At 69.4% G+C, this 18,511-nt stretch carries 14 protein-coding genes; 5 read left to right on the top strand and 9 right to left on the bottom strand.

Features of this window, described 5'->3' with window-relative positions; translation table 11 throughout:
* Positions 1 to 61 precede the first annotated feature (61 nt).
* From ACF1B9_RS27860 to ACF1B9_RS27850, 3 genes are read left to right on the top strand one after another with little or no spacing between them, the layout of a single operon-like run.
* On the top strand, positions 62 to 2,353 hold the full coding sequence (locus ACF1B9_RS27860) for a hypothetical protein (protein WP_391740732.1): 2,292 nt from the start codon (positions 62 to 64) through the stop codon (positions 2,351 to 2,353).
* 12 nt (positions 2,354 to 2,365) lie between these two features.
* Positions 2,366 to 4,588 (top strand): FAD-dependent oxidoreductase, encoded by a 2,223-nt coding sequence (locus ACF1B9_RS27855; RefSeq protein WP_391740731.1) that lies wholly within the window; start codon positions 2,366 to 2,368, stop codon positions 4,586 to 4,588.
* A gap of 26 nt (positions 4,589 to 4,614) precedes the next feature.
* Positions 4,615 to 5,481 (top strand): NAD-dependent epimerase/dehydratase family protein, encoded by an 867-nt coding sequence (locus ACF1B9_RS27850; RefSeq protein WP_391740730.1) that lies wholly within the window; start codon positions 4,615 to 4,617, stop codon positions 5,479 to 5,481.
* A gap of 338 nt (positions 5,482 to 5,819) precedes the next feature.
* On the opposite strand, the gene ACF1B9_RS27845 is transcribed toward ACF1B9_RS27850, so the two are convergent.
* The 6 genes from ACF1B9_RS27845 to ACF1B9_RS27820 form a co-directional block, all read right to left on the bottom strand.
* The gene (locus ACF1B9_RS27845; RefSeq protein ID WP_391740729.1) at positions 5,820 to 6,473 is read right to left on the bottom strand and encodes a hypothetical protein; all 654 of its coding nucleotides are present in this window, start codon (positions 6,471 to 6,473) and stop codon (positions 5,820 to 5,822) included.
* Between the two features lie 402 nt (positions 6,474 to 6,875).
* Positions 6,876 to 8,267 carry a dihydropyrimidinase gene (hydA, locus tag ACF1B9_RS27840; RefSeq protein WP_391740728.1) on the bottom strand — a complete coding sequence of 464 codons (1,392 nt, stop codon included), beginning with the start codon at positions 8,265 to 8,267 and terminating at the stop codon, positions 6,876 to 6,878.
* 422 nt (positions 8,268 to 8,689) lie between these two features.
* On the bottom strand, positions 8,690 to 10,069 hold the full coding sequence (locus ACF1B9_RS27835; RefSeq protein WP_391740727.1) for an NAD-dependent succinate-semialdehyde dehydrogenase: 1,380 nt from the start codon (positions 10,067 to 10,069) through the stop codon (positions 8,690 to 8,692).
* A 12-nt stretch (positions 10,070 to 10,081) separates the two neighbouring features.
* The gene (locus tag ACF1B9_RS27830; RefSeq protein ID WP_391740726.1) at positions 10,082 to 11,815 is read right to left on the bottom strand and encodes a thiamine pyrophosphate-dependent enzyme; all 1,734 of its coding nucleotides are present in this window, start codon (positions 11,813 to 11,815) and stop codon (positions 10,082 to 10,084) included.
* A 270-nt stretch (positions 11,816 to 12,085) separates the two neighbouring features.
* Positions 12,086 to 13,021, bottom strand: a complete 936-nt coding sequence (locus ACF1B9_RS27825) for a LysR family transcriptional regulator (RefSeq protein ID WP_391740725.1) — start codon at positions 13,019 to 13,021, stop codon at positions 12,086 to 12,088.
* Between the two features lie 176 nt (positions 13,022 to 13,197).
* Positions 13,198 to 13,365 (bottom strand): hypothetical protein, encoded by a 168-nt coding sequence (locus tag ACF1B9_RS27820; RefSeq protein ID WP_391740724.1) that lies wholly within the window; start codon positions 13,363 to 13,365, stop codon positions 13,198 to 13,200.
* A 101-nt stretch (positions 13,366 to 13,466) separates the two neighbouring features.
* On the opposite strand from ACF1B9_RS27820, the gene ACF1B9_RS27815 reads away from it, so the two are divergent.
* Complete coding sequence (locus ACF1B9_RS27815; RefSeq protein WP_391740723.1) at positions 13,467 to 14,006, top strand: hypothetical protein; 540 nt, start codon at positions 13,467 to 13,469, stop codon at positions 14,004 to 14,006.
* Between the two features lie 51 nt (positions 14,007 to 14,057).
* Here the strand turns inward: ACF1B9_RS27815 and ACF1B9_RS27810 are convergent, their stop codons facing one another.
* The gene (locus tag ACF1B9_RS27810) at positions 14,058 to 15,341 is read right to left on the bottom strand and encodes an aspartate aminotransferase family protein (protein WP_391740722.1); all 1,284 of its coding nucleotides are present in this window, start codon (positions 15,339 to 15,341) and stop codon (positions 14,058 to 14,060) included.
* A complete protein-coding gene (locus ACF1B9_RS27805) occupies positions 15,338 to 16,180 on the bottom strand; it encodes a nitrilase-related carbon-nitrogen hydrolase (RefSeq protein ID WP_351077303.1) in 843 nt (280 codons plus the stop codon). Before ACF1B9_RS27805 ends, ACF1B9_RS27810 begins: the two co-directional genes overlap by 4 nt.
* 271 nt (positions 16,181 to 16,451) lie before the next feature.
* On the opposite strand from ACF1B9_RS27805, the gene ACF1B9_RS27800 reads away from it, so the two are divergent.
* Positions 16,452 to 17,720 (top strand): aminotransferase class I/II-fold pyridoxal phosphate-dependent enzyme, encoded by a 1,269-nt coding sequence (locus ACF1B9_RS27800; protein WP_391740721.1) that lies wholly within the window; start codon positions 16,452 to 16,454, stop codon positions 17,718 to 17,720.
* 200 nt (positions 17,721 to 17,920) lie between these two features.
* Here ACF1B9_RS27800 and ACF1B9_RS27795 read toward each other — a convergent pair whose 3' ends face one another.
* Positions 17,921 to 18,394: a carboxymuconolactone decarboxylase family protein gene (locus ACF1B9_RS27795; RefSeq protein ID WP_391740720.1), complete on the bottom strand. Its 474-nt coding sequence runs from the start codon at positions 18,392 to 18,394 to the stop codon at positions 17,921 to 17,923.
* Positions 18,395 to 18,511: the final 117 nt, after the last annotated feature.

Here is an 18,511-nt window from a genome sequence, read left to right as displayed (position 1 = left end):
CACCTTCCGCTTCGGAACATCCGGAGCGTGCGAACACCCCGACCAAGAGAAGGGCACCTCCATGTCAGTCGCCCGCCGCAGATTCATCCAGGGCACGGCCGTCGCCACCGGCGCCGCACTGCTGCCGACCGTTCCCGCATACGCCGCGGATCCGGTCACCATCGAGGCCGACGGCATCACCCTGGTCGGCCGGAGCGACGGCAGCGTCCTCGTGCAGGACGGCGCGGGCGCCGACCGCATCCTGCTCAGCCACTTCATGATCAAGGACACCACGCTCGGCCAGCAGCGCACCTTCGGCGGTACCCCCGCCCGGATCACGCTCCCCGACGGGCGGCCCGCGATTCAGGTCACGTACACGATGGCGAGCGGCACGTCCGGAGTCACGGTGCGCGGCACCTTCGACGTCACCCCTCACAAAGCACACATGAAGTGGGAGGTCAGCGGCTCCAGCACGCTCACACCGGCCGGCTTCATGTTCTCCCGCACGGTGTACGGGGCGAGCGCGGCGGAGTCGTACACAGCGCTGACCGTCTGGGAGCGGGACGCCCGAGGTGGCATCCCCTACGAGGTGAACGCGGGCGGCGCGTACGTGGAGACGTGGGCTGGATCGAAGGGCTTCTTCTGCCTCTCGTCCACCAACCCCGCAAGCACGAACGCCACATGGGTCCATTCCCCCGGCACCTCGACCGGCGCGAACTCCGCGATCACCGAGGCCGATCTGGTCCTCGGCGATCTACGGCCGCGCGGGGCGGGAGCGCTCGCTGCCAAGAGGCCCCTCGGCGTGGAGGTGTGGACCGACCAGCCGTTCAACCTCTACAAGGCGGCCGGGCAGACGATGACGCTCAAGGCGCAGGTCGTCAACGGCTCCGCCGCGGCCAGGACGGTGACCCTGGCCTGGTGGGCGCGCGACTTCGGCGGCAAGAAGATCGCCGGTGGAACGCTCTCCAAGAAACTGGGGGCGGGCGCCGCCTGGAACGCCTCCTTCCCCCTCACCTCGCCCTCGCAGAACATCGTCTTCACCCAGGTGGAGGCAGTCAGCGGCAGCGACAAGGCACTGGCCCGCACGAATCTGAGCGTGCTCCCGGAGTTCACGTACAAAGCGGGCAAGGAGTCGATGTTCGGCCTCGCCAACTACCCCTGGCTGCTGCAGCCCGGCAAGGACGCCGTACTCGGGCTGGTCAAGACGCTCGGCATCAAGTGGATCCGTATCGCCTACGCAGGCGCCCCGGGCATCGACATCGCGACTCTGGACGCGAACGGCATCGGGCACAACGTGGAGCTGAGCGGCATCCCCGTGGGCGGCAGTCCGGAGCAGATCGCGGCCTGGGCCGACACGAATGTCGCCAAGGCCCTGGACGCCGGGGCCGCGTACTTCGAGGTGAGCAACGAGGTCAACCAGCCCTGGATGTCGGGCCGCGGCGCCGACGCCTACGTCCGGGACGGTCTGCGCCAGGTCACCACGCGCCTCGACGCGGCGGGCTCGCGGATGAAGATCATGAACGCCGGCCTCGGCGGCATGGACTACGTATGGACCAAGAACTTCCATGACGCGGGCGGCTGGGACCTCATCGACGCCTTCGCCTTCCACCCCGGGCGCGGCAACTTCACCCCCGACTTCGCGCCGCCGCCCGAGGAGTGGACGCAAGGGTCGTCCGGCTCGTACTGGAACTTCCTCGGCGCGCTGCGCAAGGCGAACCAGGTCCTGGAGGAGTACGGCGGCGACAAGGAGCTGTGGCTCACCGAGGCATACGCACCGACCAGGCCCAACGCGTGGTGGAGCGACACCTACCGTCACGCCGCCGAGAACACGCTGCTCACGCTCGCTCTCGCCAAGTCCGAGAACGTGCGCGCCGTCAACTGGTACCAGCTGCACGACTCGGTGATCCACCATCCGCAGGAGGCCGACCCGGCCAACCCCGAGTACCACTACGGCCTGATGAACCGCGACACCAGCGCCAAGCCCTCGCTCCTCGCCTTCGCGACCGCCGCCCGGGTCCTGGACGAGGCCGAGTTCGTCCGGCATCTCGCCTTCGCGGACCAGGACATCAAGGGGCTCCTCTTCACCACTCCCGGCGGACCGGTGTCGATCATCTGGAGCCGCAAGGACGGGTACATCCTCAACTCCGAGCACGGCGAGGATCCTTGGTACGCATCGCCCGAGCCCTGGATCGACACCTGGACGACCAAGACCGCCGTCGTCGCCCACTCGGGGACGGTCCACGGCACGGTGCGGGAGCTGAACTGCATCGGCCAGGAACGCTCTCTGAAAGCCTCCGGCGGCAAGATCACCCTCACCCTCGACGGTGCCCCGCGCATCTACTACGGTCTCGCAGCCAATCCCGACTGGAAGTAAGTGACGTACGACATGAGGAATGAAACCGCACGGCACGACATCACCGTCGTCGGCGGCGGCCTGGCCGGGGTCTGCGCGGCGATCGCCGCGGCCCGGCTCGGCCGGAGCGTCGCGCTGATCAACAACAGGCCGGTGCTCGGCGGCAACGCGAGCAGCGAGGTCCGGGTCTGGGTGTGCGGCGCGACCGGCCACGGCAAGAATCACCATGCCCGTGAGGGCGGCATCATGGGCGAGTTGCTCGTGGAGAACCAGTTCCGCAACCCGGACGGGAACCCCTACTACTGGGACGCCGTGGTCCTGGACGCCGTGCGCGCCGAGCCCGGCATCACGCTCTATCTCAACACCGACGTGCGCGAGGTCGACGCCGAAGGCCCGGACGAGGCCCGGCGGATCACCTCGGTCACCGGCTGGATGATGGGCTCGGAACGGCGGATACGTTTCGAGAGCTCCCTCTTCCTCGACTGCACGGGAGACGGCCTGATCGGCCACCTGGCGGGCGCCCACCACCGCATCGGCCGGGAATCCCGTGCCGAGTACGACGAGGCATGGGCTCCGGAGACGGCCGACGACATCACCCTGGGCTCAACCCTCCTCTTCTATACGAAGGATGCCGGTCACCCCGTCAAGTTCGTGCCGCCGAACTTCGCCAAGGACATCACCCGGACCTCCATCCCGCAGCGCCGCATCATCAAGGCGGGCGACAACGGCTGCGCGTACTGGTGGATCGAGTTCGGCGGAGAGCTCGACACCGTCCACGACAACGAACGCATCCGCGACGAGCTGTGGTCCGTGATCCACGGCATCTGGGACCACATCAAGAACTCCGGCGAGTTCGACGCGGCGAACATGACCCTGGAGTGGGTGGGCGCGGTCCCCGGCAAACGGGAGTACCGGCGCTTCCTCGGCGACTACGTCCTGCACCAGGGCGACATCCTCGGCCAGACCGAGTTCGCCGACCGGGTCGCTTTCGGCGGCTGGTCGATCGACCTGCATCCGCCGCAGGGCATGTTCGCCACCGAGGCAGGCGCCAGACAGCTCTACGCGGACGGCATTTACCACATCCCGTACCGCAGTCTCTACTCGGTGAACACCGCGAACCTGCTCTTCGCCGGGCGCAACATCTCCGCCAGCCACGTCGCCTTCGGCTCGACCCGCGTCATGGCGACCTGCGCCACGATCGGCCAGGCTGCCGGCACGGCGGCGGCACTCTGCGCCACCGGGCATGTCACCCCGCGCGAACTCCCCGTACCCGAGCTGCACAGGGCGCTGCTGCGCCAGGATGCCTCGCTCATCGGCCTCGCCTCGACGGACCCGGAGGACTTGGCCCTGCGGGCGACGGCCACGGCCTCATCCACCTTGAGCAGTTTGGCAGTCGAGGACTCCGACGAGCGATGGCCGCTCGCGGCGGACGCCGGACTCGTCCTCCCCGCGGACCCGGGCCTCTCGGGGGTGGAACTGCTCGTCGACGCCGACCGCGACACCGAGATCGTGATCGATCTGTACGACCCCGAACTCGGCCAGAACTACGTCCCGCGCCGCCTCGTCACCTCCACCACCCTGCCCGTCGCCGCCGGTGCCCGGCAGTGGCTCAAGACGGGCCTGAACTGGTCTCCCGAATCCCCGCGCAACGCCTTCCTGGTCGTCCGCGCCAACGACGCCCTCGCTCTGCACCGCTCCGACCACCCGACCCCCGGCGTCCTGTGCTTCACGCGCGTCCCGCCGCGCCCGTCGGACGAATCGCCGCAGTTGCTGCGCGAGTGGACGGACACGGGTCTGCTGCGCCGCACCTTCTGCTTCCGTACGGGAGAGACCGCGGCCTACTCCCCCGCCAAGGCCACCGACGGCTACGCCCGCCCGTACGCGGGACCGCACATGTGGGTCTCCGCACCACTGGCGGACGTCCCTTCCCCCTGGCTCGAGTTGGCCTGGCCCGAACCGGTCGCCCTGGGCCGGATCGAGGTCATCGCCGACGACGACGTCAACGAGGACCTGATCAACTTGCACCACCACCGCACGCCCTTCGACACCCTCCCCACCCTCCTTCGCGACTACCACGTCGAGGCGCTGGATACCGACGGCGCCTGGCGCGTCATCGCCCGTGCGGCGCAGAATCGGCGTCGACGCGCATTGCACACGCTGGCGGAGCCGGTCACCACATCGGCGATCCGGGTCGTCGTGGAAACCACCAACGGGGCGGCGTCGGCGCACGTCGTCGCCGTGCGCGCCTACGAGTAGAAGCACCGAGGCAGGAGAGTGACTGGATGGTTGGCAGAGCGATGGTCACCGGGGCCGCCGGGCGGATCGGGCGAGCGGTCCTCGCTCTGCTCGCCGAGCGCGGGATCGAGGCGAACGCCTTGGTCCTCGATGATCCCGGCGATCTCGCGGCGCGCCTGGTCGTGACCGGTGACGCCGCCGACGCGAAGACCGTGCAGGCGGCTCTGGAGGGCGCCGACGCGGTCATCCACCTGGCGGCGATCCCGACTCCCGCGCGCAACACCGCGCTTGAGGTCTTCGCGGGCAACAGCCTCTCCACCTTCACCGTCCTGGAGGAGGCAGGCCGGGCCGGGATCCGGCATGCGGCGGTGGCGAGCTCCTGGGGTGTCACCGGCCTGCCCTGGACGGACGTCGAGGATCCGCACCCGCCGTACGCACCGGTCGATGAGGCGATGGCTTCCCAGGTGGCCGACCCTTACGGCCTCTCCAAACAGGTCGACGAGCTGACAGCGCAGATGATGGCGCGGCGGCACGGGATGAGCGTGGTGTGCCTGCGCTATCCGTACGTGGGCGGATTCGAGGAGCGGCTGCGCGCGCATGCCGCCCGGCTCACGGCCGACCCGGCCGCGGGGGCAAGGGACCTGTGGACGTACCTCGAGGTCCATGACGCGGCGAGGGCCGCGCTGCTGGCCTTGGACGTACCCGGCCGTGCAGCGCACGCGGTACACCTCTGCGCCCCCGAGATCATCGTGCCCTACCCGACGGAGGAGCTGCTGCGCCGCTACCACCCCACCACCGTGCTGCGGCGCCCGCTGCCCGGTCGCGCGGCGCCGGTCGACACCTCGGCCGCACGCAGGCTGCTCGGGTTCACGGCACGGAATCTTCTCGCTCGCGGTGCGGCTGCACCGCAGTGAGATCACGACGGCCGCCGAACCACCGCAGGCGGCCACGGCCCGGGTCGCGGCCCGCAAGGCGCGCGCGACCTTACTCGCCGCAAGGGCCTGCTGGAAACTCCGGCGCTGTAGGCCGTATGCACGGTCCGGTGCGCCGCCCCGGGGCGGCGCACGCTGCACCGGCTGCGGCCTGCCGCGACCACGCCGGGAGCGGTTGCGGCTCGCCCTACCGACGGGCGGGCCGCAACCGAGCAGCCGCGCCGGCTCTCGGCGCATACCGAGCATCAAGATCTGTCCGGCGCTGCGGGCTCAGTTCGAGCGTTGGCCTGTCGCCGGGGCCCCGGCGAGGAGAGGCAGGATCAGGTGGCGGGCAGTACCTTCCAGGAGCCGGTGCCTGTGCCGCGGTCGGTGTAGTGACTGGTGGACACCTCGTACTTGGCGCCCTGCTGGGTGGAATGGCCGTTGGTGTCGAGGAAGCCGCCGTTGGCGGAGCCGTAGTCGTTGAGCAGGTGCACGATGTCGTCGGTGCGGATGTGGCCGTCCCTGGGGGAGGACGTCTTGGCGAAGATGTGCCACTTACCGGTGCCTGGGCCGCGGTCCTTGGTGACGGTGGTGGACACCTTGTACTTGGCGCCCTGCTGGGTGGAATGGCCGTTGGTGTCGAGGTAGGTGCCGCTGCCGTACTGGTTGACGAGGTAGACGACATCGCCGCTGGTGACACGGGTGCCGTTCGTCTTGCCGGTGGCGGAGACGACCTTCCAGACCGACGTCGCCGGACCGCGGCTGTTGGGGGTCTGGTTGGTGCTGACGTTGTAGGTGGCGCCAGGCTGGGTGGAGTGGCCGTTGGTGTCGAGGTAGCCGCCGTCACCGCCGTACTGGTTCTGCAGCAGGATATCGCTGCCATAGGTGAGATCGCTGCGGGCTGCGGCGCCTGCGGCCGCCGTCGGGGCGGCGAGCGCGGCGCCGGCGACGGTGAATGCCGCGGCGGCACCGACTGCCACGCGCTGCTTCATGGTGCGAAGCACAGGTCCCCTCCATCACTTTCTGTGCGTGAATGATTGCCAATAGCGAGCATGGCCGACATCGGAGACTTACGCACACAGTGCATGACCTTCGCTTCGCTAAACCCCTCTATATGGGGAAGCTTGGGGCGGCAGGCCAGGGGCGAGGGCGCACACACGAGTGGAGACGGATGTGGTGGAGGTGCCGGCCGGGTCCGGTCGGCATGGGACGCTGACCGTGACCCGGATGGGATGACTTCAGGAATGTCGTGGGCGGCTCTGCCGGCACCTCCGCCCGGCGTTTCCTGGGCCGACTCGCCCCGGCCGCCCGGACCCAGTTCCGCAGCATGGGGCTTCACCCTTCGAACTGGTCAACCTGCGCCCCTGCGGCTTTCACCGCACACAACGGCAGCTTCAGCTCGCGTACTGACAGATCCCTCGCGGCAAATACACACCGTGTCCCGACTGACCCACATAGGTGCGCTTGTCGATCACCGGAACACCGCGGGACAGCACCGTATCCACCCGTCCCATTACACGCTTGCCCTCATACGCCGAGTAGTCCACGTTCATGTGATGCGTCTCGGCGGACATGATCTGCTCGGCATGCGGGTCGTAGATGACGATGTCGGCATCAGCCCCCGGAGCGATCGTGCCCTTCTTCGGATACAAGCCGAACATCCGGGCCGGCGCCGCGCAGGCGATCTCAATCCAACGACGGCGGCCGATATGCCCGTCCACCACGGCCTGGTGCAGAAGGTCCATGCGATTCTCGACACCCGGCATGCCATTCGGAATCTTCGAGAAGTCCCCACGGCCCATCTCCTTCTGCCCCTTGAAGCAGAACGGGCAATGGTCCGTGGAAACCACCTGCAGATCATTCGTCCGCAGCCCACGCCACAGCGCCGCCTGATGCTCCTTCGGACGCAGCGGGGTGGAACAGACGTACTTCGCGCCCTCGAATTCAGGCTCGGCCAAGTTGTCGGTCGACAGGAAGAGGTACTGCGGGCAGGTCTCGCCAAATACCGGAAGGCCCTGGTCCCGAGCCCGCGCCAATTCAGCGACGGCCTCCTGCGCCGACACGTGCACCACGTAGAGAGGAGCACCCGCCACCTGACTCAGCTTGATCACCCGATGCGTCGCCTCCGCCTCAAGGAGGGCGTTGCGGACCTCACCGTGGTAACGCGGATCCCTCTCACCACGTGCCAGAGCCTGTTCCACCAGCACATCGATAGCAAGACCATTCTCCGCGTGGGTCATCACCAACCCGCCGTTCGAGCCGGCGCGCTGCATAGCCCGGAGAATCTGACCGTCGTCGGAAAGAAAGACCCCCGGGTACGCAGTGAACAGCTTGAACGAAGTGACGCCGGCCGAGACGAGCGTGTCCATTTCCTTGAGCGAAGACTCGTTCACGTCGGACATGATCATGTGGAACGCGTAATCGATCGCGCACTTGCCATCCGATTTCTCGTGCCACGCATCGAGCCCTTCACCGAGCGAACCGCCCTTGGACTGGATGGCGAAATCGATGATGGTCGTCGTGCCACCCCAGGCCGCAGCCCGAGTCCCGGTCTCGAAGGTGTCGGAAGCGAACGTGCCGCCGAACGGCATCTCCATATGCGTATGGGCGTCGACCCCGCCCGGGATCACGTACTTCTGTGCAGCGTCGATGACGTGATCGGCGGTCCAGTCATGACTGCCGTGGGTGGCCAGGGCCACGACGCTGCCACCGTCGATGAGTACGTCGGCGTGGAGTTCGTCGGAGGCCGTGATGACCAGGCCGCCAGTGATCAGAGTGCGTGCCACAGCTTTGTCTCCATTCGCGTCGGATACGGGGTACTTGCTTGTGGGCCGCCACACCTGTCCGATCTGTTCCGTGAGGCTCGCCGGCAGGGCGGATGGTACGTCGGCATGGTTTCGTCGGACGCGGCGATGACGAGACCGCCGTGGATGACGGTGCGGCTCATGTACCCCTCCTCACGGTGGCGGAACGGGTCTACGCACGTAGATGAGGTGCGTGGTGAAGAACGTAGAAGTGGGTTACCCACTGTGGCAATACCGCTGCGGCTAACCGCTGAAGACGTTTCTGTTTCCCCCGCCCGGCACTCCACCGGCCCACAGCGGGACGCGGCGCGGCGCTGCTCCCGGACGGGGAGCGGCGCCGCGCCGCTTCGTGTACGCGCCTTCCCGGGGGTACGGCCCGTCGGGACGGGCTGCGGGGAGTACGTTCAGCGCCTGACGCGGATCAGCTTCTTGTTGGCGAACTCGTCCATGCCGTACCTGCCGAGCTCACGGCCGATGCCGGACCGCTTGATCCCGCCGAAGGGAAGTTCGGCGGCGGTGCCGGGGGCGTCGTTGATGTACACCATGCCGGCTTCGAGACGGTCGGCCACGCGCAGCGCGTGTTCCTCGTCCGCGCACTGGACGACCGCTCCGAGGCCGTAGGGGCTGTTGTTGGCGAGTGCGATGGCCGCTTCCTCGTCCGCCACCCGGTGGATGAGGGCGACAGGGCCGAACAGCTCCTCGTGGAAGGCGCGCATCCGGTCGGTCACCCCGGTGAGGACCGTCGGCTCGAACCAGGCACCGGGCCGGTCGACGCGGTGGCCCCCGGTGAGGACCGTGGCGCCGAGCGCCACCGCGTCGTCGACCTGTGCGGCGAGCGCGTCCGCCGCGGCGACGGAGGAGAGCGGGCCCAGGAAGGTGGCCGGATCGGTGGGGTCGCCGGGCTCCACCGCCCGCACCGCGGCGGTGAACTGCTCGACGAAGGCGTCATGATGCTCGTCGAGGACGATGATCCGCTTGGCGGCGTTGCAGGCCTGGCCCGCGTTTCCGAACCGGCCGATGAACGCCTGCTGGACGGCTCGTTCGAGAGCGGCTCCGTCGAGCACCAGGAAGGGGTCGCAGCCGCCGAGTTCCAGGACGACCTTCTTCAGGTGCCGTCCGGCGATCTCGGCGACCGCCGCGCCGGCCCGTTCGGAGCCGGTCAGCGAGACGCCGTGCACTCGCGGATCCGCGATGACGTCGGCCACCTGCTCGTTGGAGGCGAAGAGGTTGACGTACCCGCCCTCGGGCAGACCCGCGTCACGGAAGATCTGCTCCATGGCGAGGGCGGACGCGGGGCACTGCGGGGCGTTCTTGAGCAGGATCGTGTTGCCCAGCATCAGATTGGGCGCGGCGAACCGGGCGACCTGGTAGCAGGGGAAGTTCCACGGCATGATCCCCAGGAGCGGCCCGACCGCTTCCTTCCTGACGACGGCGGTACCGCCCGACGCGACGGCCAGTTCCTCGTCGGCGAGGAACACGGCGCCGTTGTCGGCGTAGTAGCGGTAGATCGACACGACGATGTCGATCTCCATACCGGCCTGGGCGACGGGCTTGCCCATCTCCTGGGTGATCAGGGTCGCCAGCCGGTCCTTCCGTTCGGCGTGCAGATCGGCGACCCGGTGCAGCAGTGCCGCCCGGTCGTCGAGGGCACGACCGCGCCAGGCGGCCTGCGCGGCGGCGGTCGCGGCCAGGGCTTCCGCGATCTGTGCGTCGCTGGCCTGCGGGTACTCGCGGACCCTCGCCCCGGTGGCCGGGTCGACGACGGCATACTGAGTGGTGGTCATGTGCGTGCTCCCTTACGGCAGGGGAATGTTCTGGTCGACGACGACGTGGATGACGGCGGGCCTGTGCTCGTCGGTCACGGCCTTGAGGGCCCGCTCGACGGCTCCGGCCGCCTGGTCGTCGGAGGTGACGGTCTCGCCGTGGGCCCCGAAGGCGCGTGCGTAGGCGGCGAAGTCGGGGTTGGCGAGCTGGGTGCCGCTGATCCGGCCGGGGTAGTGGTGTTCCTGGTGTTCTCGGATCGTTCCGTACTGCTGGTTGTCCATCAGGATCACCAGGAAGGCCGCTCCGTGCTGGACCGCCGTGGCGATCTCCTGACCGTTCATCAGGAACTCGCCGTCGCCCGCGACGGCGACGGTCAGGCGGTCCGGGCTCTCCAGCGAGGTGGCGACGGCGGCCGGGACGCTGTACCCCATCGAGCCGTTGCGCATGCTGAGCTGACTGGGGAAGACCCGGGTCGGCAGGTAGCGCTGGGCCCAGACGCAGTGGTTGCCGGCACCGAAGGTGTACACGGCGTCGTCGGGGAGCCGCTCGACGAGTTCGGCGACGACGGTCGTCATGTGGGCGGTGCCGGGCGCGGTCGCGGGGAGTCCGGCGCCGGTACGGACCTCGGCAGGCAGTGCGGCATGCCGGGCCTCCTCGTCGCGGGCCTCGGCGGTCCACCGCGTCCAGTCGGGGTGGCCGGTCAGGTCGAGGCCGGTCAGGGCTTCCGTGAAGGTGTCGGGGGCCGCGAGTATCTGCCGGGTGAGACCGCCGCTGCGACCACGCAGCGTCGCGTCGATGTTGGCGACCACGGTGACGGCCGCCGGGGACTGGCGCAGTGTGTAGCCGTCGCTGGGTACGTCGCTCAGCACGCCGCCGACGCAGAGCAGCAGGTCGGCCTCCTCGACGCGACGGGCCAGCGAGTCGCGTCGCCCGTATCCCAACTGGCCGATGTTGACCGGTGAGTCGAAGGGAACCCGGTCCGAGGCGCGCCAGTCCTGGGCCACCGGAATGCGGTGCAGCTCGGCGAAGGCGGTGAGCCGCGCCGCGGCACGGGAGGTCCAGCAGGGTCCGCCGGTGAGGATGAGCGGACGTTCGGCGCGGATCAACAGTTCGCGCAGCGCGTCGAGTTCGGCGGGTGCGACGCCGCCGCCCGTCACCGGGAGGACGGGATGGATCTCCGGCGGCGCGGGGCGCGTGATGATGTCCTCGGGCAGGCCGACGACCACGGGGCCGGGACGGCCGGAGCGGGCCGCGAAGAACGCCTCGGCAACCAGCTCGGACGCACGTTCCGGCTGGTCGAGGAGGAGGACGCGCTTGGCCTGGGTACCGAACCAGGCGCGCGGGTCGAAGTCCTGGAACGCCTCCCGGTCGCGGTGGTCGCTGGGTACGAGGCCGACGAACAGCACCATCGGGGTGGCGTCCTGCCAGGCGGCGTGGATGGCCACGTAGGCGTTGGCGGCACCGGGGCCGCGGGTGACCATGGCGACGCCGGGCTCGCCGGTGAGCTTGCCGTGGGCCTCCGCCATGTAGGCGGCGCCGCCCTCGTGCCGGCAGACGACCGTGGTGATGTCGGAGTCGTGCAGCCCGTCGAGAAGTTCGAGATAGCTCTCGCCGGGCACGGCGAACACCCGCTCCACACCGTGCAGCGCGAGGGCTTCGACGATGGCGTGACCGGCCGACCTGGCGGATGCCGGGTCCGATTCGCTCTGCCCGCTCGCGGGGGTGTGGACGGGGGCGGACACGGGGGCGGGTGACGTGACGGTCACAGGGATGTCCTTCGGGTGGTACGGATGGATCGAAACGGGTGTCGTGGTGGTCGTCGCCGTGGAGGGTGACCCGCACGTGCACGACGGGCCGCGTGGTGAGCGGTGCGCATCGCCGAGAACGGTGGGCGTCGCCACGAGCGGCGGCCCGCTCGCCCGGCCGCCCTCGCACTGTCCGCTCAGTATCAGGAGGGCGTCTTCATGCCGTCCAATACATAGATGGCAAGGGGACCATGCGGTTCAGGCATGATGGCGGGCTTCCTGCGGAATGCTTCAGCTCGTCGGCCGTTCCGGCGGAGCAAGTGAGTCCGGTTGTCCCGCGAGGTAGTCCCGCAGCCGCAGCGCCATCGACCTGATCAGATCCGTGGCGAAGTGCCCCGGCAACCAGGCCACATGGAGTGGCACCTGCAGCGCGTCCGTGCCGCACGCGCCCGGCGCGGACGGGCCACCGCCCTTGATCCGCAGCCCGTAGCCGCCGAGCCTCGGCAGATCCGTACTCACGCCGATCCCGTGTCCGGCGACCGCGAGGGCCTCGACGGTCGGGCCGTCGTCGCATTCGGTCAGCCGGGCGGGCACCAGCCGCCGCTGCCCCAGCGCGTTCTCCAGTACGGCCCGGCTGACGCTGGACCGGGAGTGGGCGAAGATCCGGCTGTCACAGAGTTCAGCCAGGTCCACCTCCGTACGCCCCGCGCGGGCCCAGGCGTGCCCGGGTGCGACAAAGGCCTTCAGTGGCATGCCGCCCAGGTCGACCGTCTCGAATCCGGCCGCCTTCGCCGCCGGGGAGACGATCAGGTCCGCCTCGTCCAGCAGTTCCTCGTCGAGACGGAAGTGGCTCGCCTGCCGGGTGAGCAGCGGCGGGTCCTCCGGTCCGGTGGTGGCGATGAATCCGGCCAGGAAGCCGCGGATCGACGCCGGCGTGGCCGCGACGACCAACTGGGAGACCTGTCCCGAGCGCAGCGCCTCGACCGCTTCCTCCATCGTCCGGGTCTCGGCCATGAGCCGTCGGGCCAGCGGCACGAAGGCACGGCCGGCCGGTGTCAGCGCCAGCCGGTTGCCGCGCGGCTCGAAGAGGGTCATCCGCATCTCGCGCTCCAGCGTCTTGAGCTGACGGCTCAGTCCCGGCTGGGCGACATGCAGGCCGGCGGCGGCGGAGGTGATGGTCCCGGCCTCGACGACGGCGAGGAAGTACAGGAGGCGCCGGTAGTTCATCGGCCGATGATAACGACGCCCGAAGGTCACGGATTGATGACGGATCTGGTCCAGATGTTGAGTGCGGTTCATGCGCTCGTCCCGTACGCGGCGTGGTCCGCTCACCACCGACGGCGAACTCGGACACATCACCGGACGACCCCGAAGTCCGGTGCCCACCGACCGATCCCGGAGGATCACGTGTCCCTGTCGCGCGCCGCGCGGACGGTGCTGGCCGCCGCGGCCGTCGCCCTGCCGCTCGCCACCACGGCCGCCCATGCCCAGGAGTCCGCGGCCTCGGCCGCGGCCCCGTACGCCGGTCTGCCGTCCGGCACCAAGCAGGCGAAGACCCTGGTCATCGGCATCGACGGCGCCACCTTCGACACCTTCTCGCGCGCCGACGTACGCGAAGGCGACCCTTTCGTACGCCACGAACTACCGTGTCGACGGTCCGCAGACCGGCGATGTGTACGTCGCCTACGACGGTGGTGTCCCACAGCTCGTCAAGGCGTACCGGAGCGATGTCAACACCGTCGAGCGCCTTGAGCTCGACGTTCCGGCAGGCGCGAAGTCGGCCCGGCTGAGCTTCCGCTGCACCGGTACGAACAGCGCCTTCTGGGCGGTCGACCAGGTCGCCCTCGGCCGGCCCAACCCGCCGTCGCAGCTCGCCGTCGCCTCGCTGGAGGCCGACACCCGGCTGCTGGGCCGGCCCGGCTCCGACGCCGCCTGGAAGGTCACCACGAACGGTGTGGTGAGGACAGCGCAGGGCAAGCCGGTGAAGGGTGCGAAGGTCACGGCCGAGCTGACGGCCGGGAGCCAGGTGCGCCGGCTGACCGGTACGACCGAGAAGGACGGCTCGGTGCGCTTCAAGACCACCGTGGACCGAGGCGTCGCCGAGGCCGCGCTCACCGTCACAGAGGTGCGCTACAAGAACCTCGCGTACTACGGCGAGCTCGACCCGGTCCGCACCCTGGACCTCACCCGCCCCACCGGCCACCGGGACTGACCGTTCGGCCGGGCCCCGGAGTCACCCCGGGCCCCGGCCGCGCCCCGTCGCTCATGCCACCGATCGAAGGGCCTCGGCCAGGATCTTGGCGCCCTCCTCCGCCTCCGCGACGGTCAGCGTGAGCGGTGGTGCGATCCGCAGCACGCTGGTGTTGTGACCGCCACCCTTGCCGATGAGCAGACCGCCCTCACGGGCCGCTTCGAGTACGGCGGTGGCCGCCCGCGGATTCGCCTCGTCGGTGCCGGGCTCGACCAGCTCGATCCCGATCATCAGGCCCCGGCCGCGCACCTCCCGTACGCACTCCGAGGCCGCGCCGATCGCACGCAGCCGCTCGATCAGCAGTCCGCCGACACGGCGGGCGTTGCCCTGCAGATCGTGGTCGAGGAGGTACGAGAGGTTGGCGAGGCCGGCCGCCATGGTGACCGGGGAGCCACCGAACGTCGAGATGGAGTTGGCGTCGAGGCAGTTCATGACGTCGGCGCGGGCCACGACGCCGCCGATCGACATGCCGTTGCCGATGCCCTTGGCGAACGTGAGGATGTCCGGCGGGCCGCTCTCGCCGTGCGCCTGCCAGCCCCAGAAGTGTTCGCCGGTGCGGCCCCAGCCGGTCTGCACCTCGTCGGAGATCCACAGGATGCCGTGGCGGTCGAGGACCCGGCGGAAGGCCGCGTACAGACCGTCCGGTGGTGAGGTGAAGCCACCGACGCCCTGGATGGGTTCGGCGATCAGGGCGGCGGGCTCGCGGGTGTGGCCGAGCAGGTCCTCCAGATCGGCGACGCAGGCCGCGACGAACTCGGCGTCGCCGAGGTGCGCGTAGGGTCCGCGGGTGCGGACGCCACCGTGCACGTACAGCGTCTGCAGCGGCGACAGATTCGTGGGCGACCAGGCGCGGTTGCCGGTGATGGAGACCGCGGAGAAGGATCTGCCGTGGTAGCTGTTGCGCATCGCGAGGATCTGGTTCGACCTGCGGTACGCGGTGGCGAGCAGCAGGGCCGTGTCGTTGGCCTCGGTGCCGGAGGTGGTGAAGAAGACCCGCGCGTCCGGGATGCCGGAGAGCGTGGCGACGCGTTCGGCCAGCTCGACCATCGGCCGGTTGAGGTAGAGCGTGGAGGAGTGGATGATCCGTCCGGCCTGCTCGCTGACCGCTTTGGTCACCTCGGGCAGGGCATGGGCGGTCATGGTGGTGAGGATGCCGCCGAAGAAGTCGAGGTAGCGCCTGCCGTCGGCGTCCCAGACATGGCGGCCCTCGCCGTGGGTGATCTCCAGCGGGTCCTTGTAGTAGAGCGCCAGCCAGTCGGGGCTGACGGCGAGATGGCGTCGGTGCAGGCTGCTCACGGCTCCACCAGTCCTTCGTACGCGTCGGGTCGGCGGTCCCGGTAGAACGCCCACTGCTGCCGGACCTCTTCGATGAGGCCGAAGTCGAGGTCGCGGACGACGAGTTCCTCCTCCTTGTCGCTGGCGACCTCGCCGACGAACTGGCCGCGCGGATCGACGAAGTAGCTGGTTCCGTAGAAGTCGTTGTCGCCGTACTCCTCCTGGCCGACGCGGTTGATCGCGGCGACGAAGTACTCGTTGGCGACAGCGGAAGCGGGCTGTTCCAGCTGCCAGAGGTAACTGGACAGGCCGCGCGAGGTAGCGGACGGGTTGTACACCAACTGAGCTCCGTTGAGGCCGAGTTGACGCCATCCCTCCGGGAAGTGACGGTCGTAGCAGATGTAGACGCCGACCTTGCCCACGGCGGTGTCGAAGACCGGCCAGCCGACGTTCCCGGGCTTGAAGTAGTACTTCTCCCAGAACCCCTTGACCTGCGGGATGTGATGCTTGCGGTACTTGCCGAGGTAGGAGCCGTCGGCGTCGATGACGGCGGCGGTGTTGTAGTAGAAGCCGGACTGCTCGATCTCGAAGACCGGCACGACGATCACCATGCCGGTCTCGCGGGCGAGTTCCCGCATCCGCAGGACGGTCGGCCCGTCCGGAACGGCTTCCGCCCAGCGGTAGTGCTCGGGTTCCTGCACCTGACAGAAGTAGGGGGCGTTGAACACCTCCTGAAAGCCGATGATCTTCGCGCCCCGGCGGGCGGCCTCGCGCGCATGCTCCTCATGCTTGGCGATCATGGATTCGGTGTCGCCGGTCCAGGTCGCCTGGACGAGTGCGGCGCGTACGACTTGGGACATGAGCTGCTCCTTCGACGCGGCGTCAGAGAGCCTCTACGCGTTTCTACGCCCGTAGACACGTGCGTAGAGGAGAACGTAGGCCCCGTCACACAGCGGGGCAAGACCATCGCCGTGAACCGGCGGAGTCGATCATGTTTCACACCCGTGCGGGCCACACGTCCGCACCGGCCCGGGGCCCGTACGGCACCCGGCTCCCGGCCCGGTCCCGCGCGCCGGTTTGTATTCTCGGCAGGCGTCACCCGACAGTGCGGCACCTGCGAGAGGAAACACCATGACCACCGAGCTGAGCCCCGTCGCCCCGACGGAGCCCCTTGAGCGGGCCCGCCAGGACTACCGGGTCCTCGCGGGACTCGGACTCTCGCTCGACCTCACCCGGGGCAAGCCCGCGCCGGAACAGCTCGATCTCTCCGACGACCTGCTGAGCCTGCCCGGCGGGCGGCACACCTCCGCCGACGCCACGGACCTGCGCAACTACGGCGGACTGCAGGGATTGCCCGAACTCCGGGAGATCTTCGCCGGGGTGCTCCAGGTACCGGCCGGGCAACTGCTCGCGGCCGGGAACTCCAGCCTCGAACTGATGCATGACTGCCTGGTGCACGCGCTGCTGAGCGTGCTGCCGGGTGCCCGGTCGCGGTGGGTGGAGCAGGAGCGGATCGCGTTCCTGTGCCCGGTGCCCGGCTACGACCGGCACTTCGCGCTGTGCGAGAGGTTCGGGATCGACATGATCCCGGTGCCGATGACCGCCGAGGGCCCGGACATGGATGCCGTGGAACGGCTCGTCGCCGAGAACCCCGCGATCAAGGGCATCTGGTGCGTGCCGAAGTACAGCAACCCGGACGGCGTCTGCTACAGCGACGAGACCGTGGCACGGCTCGCCTCGATGAACACCGCGGCTCCCGACTTCCGAATATTCTGGGACAACGCCTACGCCGCTCACCACCTCACCGACGAGCCCGTCGAGATCGCCGATCTGCTCGCCGCCTGCACCGGAGCCGGGAACCCGGACCGGGCCTTCGTGTTCGGCTCCACCTCGAAGATCACGACGGCGGGCTCGGGCGTCGCCTTCTTCGGTTCCTCGCCCGCGAATGTGCAGTGGCTGCTCGGCAACAACGCCAAGCGGTCGATCGGCCCCGACAAGATCAACCAGCTGCGGCACGTCCTGTTCCTGCGGGACGCCGACGGGGTGCGGGCCCACATGGAGCGCCAGCGGGCCCTGCTGCAGCCCAAGTTCGAGGCGGTGGCGCGGATCCTGGAGGCCGAGCTCGGCGGGACAGGGCTCGCGACCTGGACCTCGCCCAAGGGCGGTTACTTCGTGACCCTGGAGGTGCCGGACGGCTGCGCCGAGGAGGTCGTACGCCGCGCCGCCGCGGCGGGCATCGTACTGACCCCGGCCGGCGCCACACACCCTTACGGCGACGACCCGCGCGACGCGGTCATCCGGATCGCCCCCAGCTACCCGCGCCTCGCGGAGCTGGAGCAGGCGATCGAGGGACTCGCCGTCTGCGTCCGCCTGGTGGGGTACGAGCAGCGGGCGCGCTGAGCCGTTCCGTCCGGACGGTCGGGTCACGACGCCGATGAGGATCCGAACCGGGCCGACGCGACGGATTCCACCCGCGTGCGCGCCCACCGGCGCTCGGCCGGGACCCGTGAGGAGGGGGTCCGGCCGGGCGCTTCCCGGTGCGGCCTTTCGTTCGGATCGGGCCGGACCCCGCGCGCCCGACGTGATCCGGACGAGAGCTCCTAGGCGAACTGGCCGGGCCGGTAGTCACCGGCCGGCTGCTGGGTGATGACGTTCACGCGGTTGAAGGCGTTGATGAGGGCGATGAGCGACACCAGGGCGCCGAGCTGCTCCTCGTCGTAGTGCTTCGCGGCGTTCGCCCAGACCTCGTCGCCGACACCACCGGCGGCGTCGGCGATGCGGGTGCCCTGCTCCGCGAGCTCCAGGGCGGCGCGCTCGGCGTCGGTGAACACCGTGGCCTCCCGCCAGGCGGCGACCAGGTTGAGACGCACCGAGGTCTCCCCGGCGTGCGCGGCGTCCTTGCTGTGCATGTCGACGCAGTAGGCACAGCCATTGATCTGACTGGCGCGGAGCAGTACGAGTTCGCGCGTCGAGTCCGGCAGCGTCGAGTCCGCGATCACTTTGCCCGCCGCGACGACATGCTTCAGGGCCTTGCCGATGACCGGGTTGCCGAAGAGGTTCAAGCGAGCGTTCATGGTGCACTCCTTGCCGTTGTTGGCGGTTACACCTCTCTGACGGAACGGCACCGCGCGATGTGACAGGCGCAGATGTGACGTGCGTCTCCCTGCCGCATCACCGCAGGGTCCTCCCAC

The sequence above is a fragment of the Streptomyces sp. NPDC014727 genome (genome assembly GCF_043083485.1).
Classification (GTDB): Bacteria; Actinomycetota; Actinomycetes; order Streptomycetales; family Streptomycetaceae; genus Streptomyces.
The sequence above is the reverse complement of the archived record's forward strand: the minus strand, read 5'-3'. Positions and strand labels throughout refer to the sequence as shown.

Coding starts and splice junctions, on each gene's coding strand:
- ACF1B9_RS27825 (WP_391740725.1), bottom strand. CDS start 13,021: ATGAACTACCGGCGCCTCCTGTACTTCCTCGCCGTCGTCGAGGCCGGG.
- ACF1B9_RS27800 (WP_391740721.1), top strand. CDS start 16,452: ATGACCACCGAGCTGAGCCCCGTCGCCCCGACGGAGCCCCTTGAGCGG.
- ACF1B9_RS27855 (WP_391740731.1), top strand. CDS start 2,366: ATGAGGAATGAAACCGCACGGCACGACATCACCGTCGTCGGCGGCGGC.
- ACF1B9_RS27795 (WP_391740720.1), bottom strand. CDS start 18,394: ATGAACGCTCGCTTGAACCTCTTCGGCAACCCGGTCATCGGCAAGGCC.
- ACF1B9_RS27820 (WP_391740724.1), bottom strand. CDS start 13,365: ATGCCGATGACCAGGGTCTTCGCCTGCTTGGTGCCGGACGGCAGACCG.
- ACF1B9_RS27805 (WP_351077303.1), bottom strand. CDS start 16,180: ATGTCCCAAGTCGTACGCGCCGCACTCGTCCAGGCGACCTGGACCGGC.
- ACF1B9_RS27850 (WP_391740730.1), top strand. CDS start 4,615: ATGGTTGGCAGAGCGATGGTCACCGGGGCCGCCGGGCGGATCGGGCGA.
- ACF1B9_RS27860 (WP_391740732.1), top strand. CDS start 62: ATGTCAGTCGCCCGCCGCAGATTCATCCAGGGCACGGCCGTCGCCACC.
- ACF1B9_RS27835 (WP_391740727.1), bottom strand. CDS start 10,069: ATGACCACCACTCAGTATGCCGTCGTCGACCCGGCCACCGGGGCGAGG.
- ACF1B9_RS27845 (WP_391740729.1), bottom strand. CDS start 6,473: ATGAAGCAGCGCGTGGCAGTCGGTGCCGCCGCGGCATTCACCGTCGCC.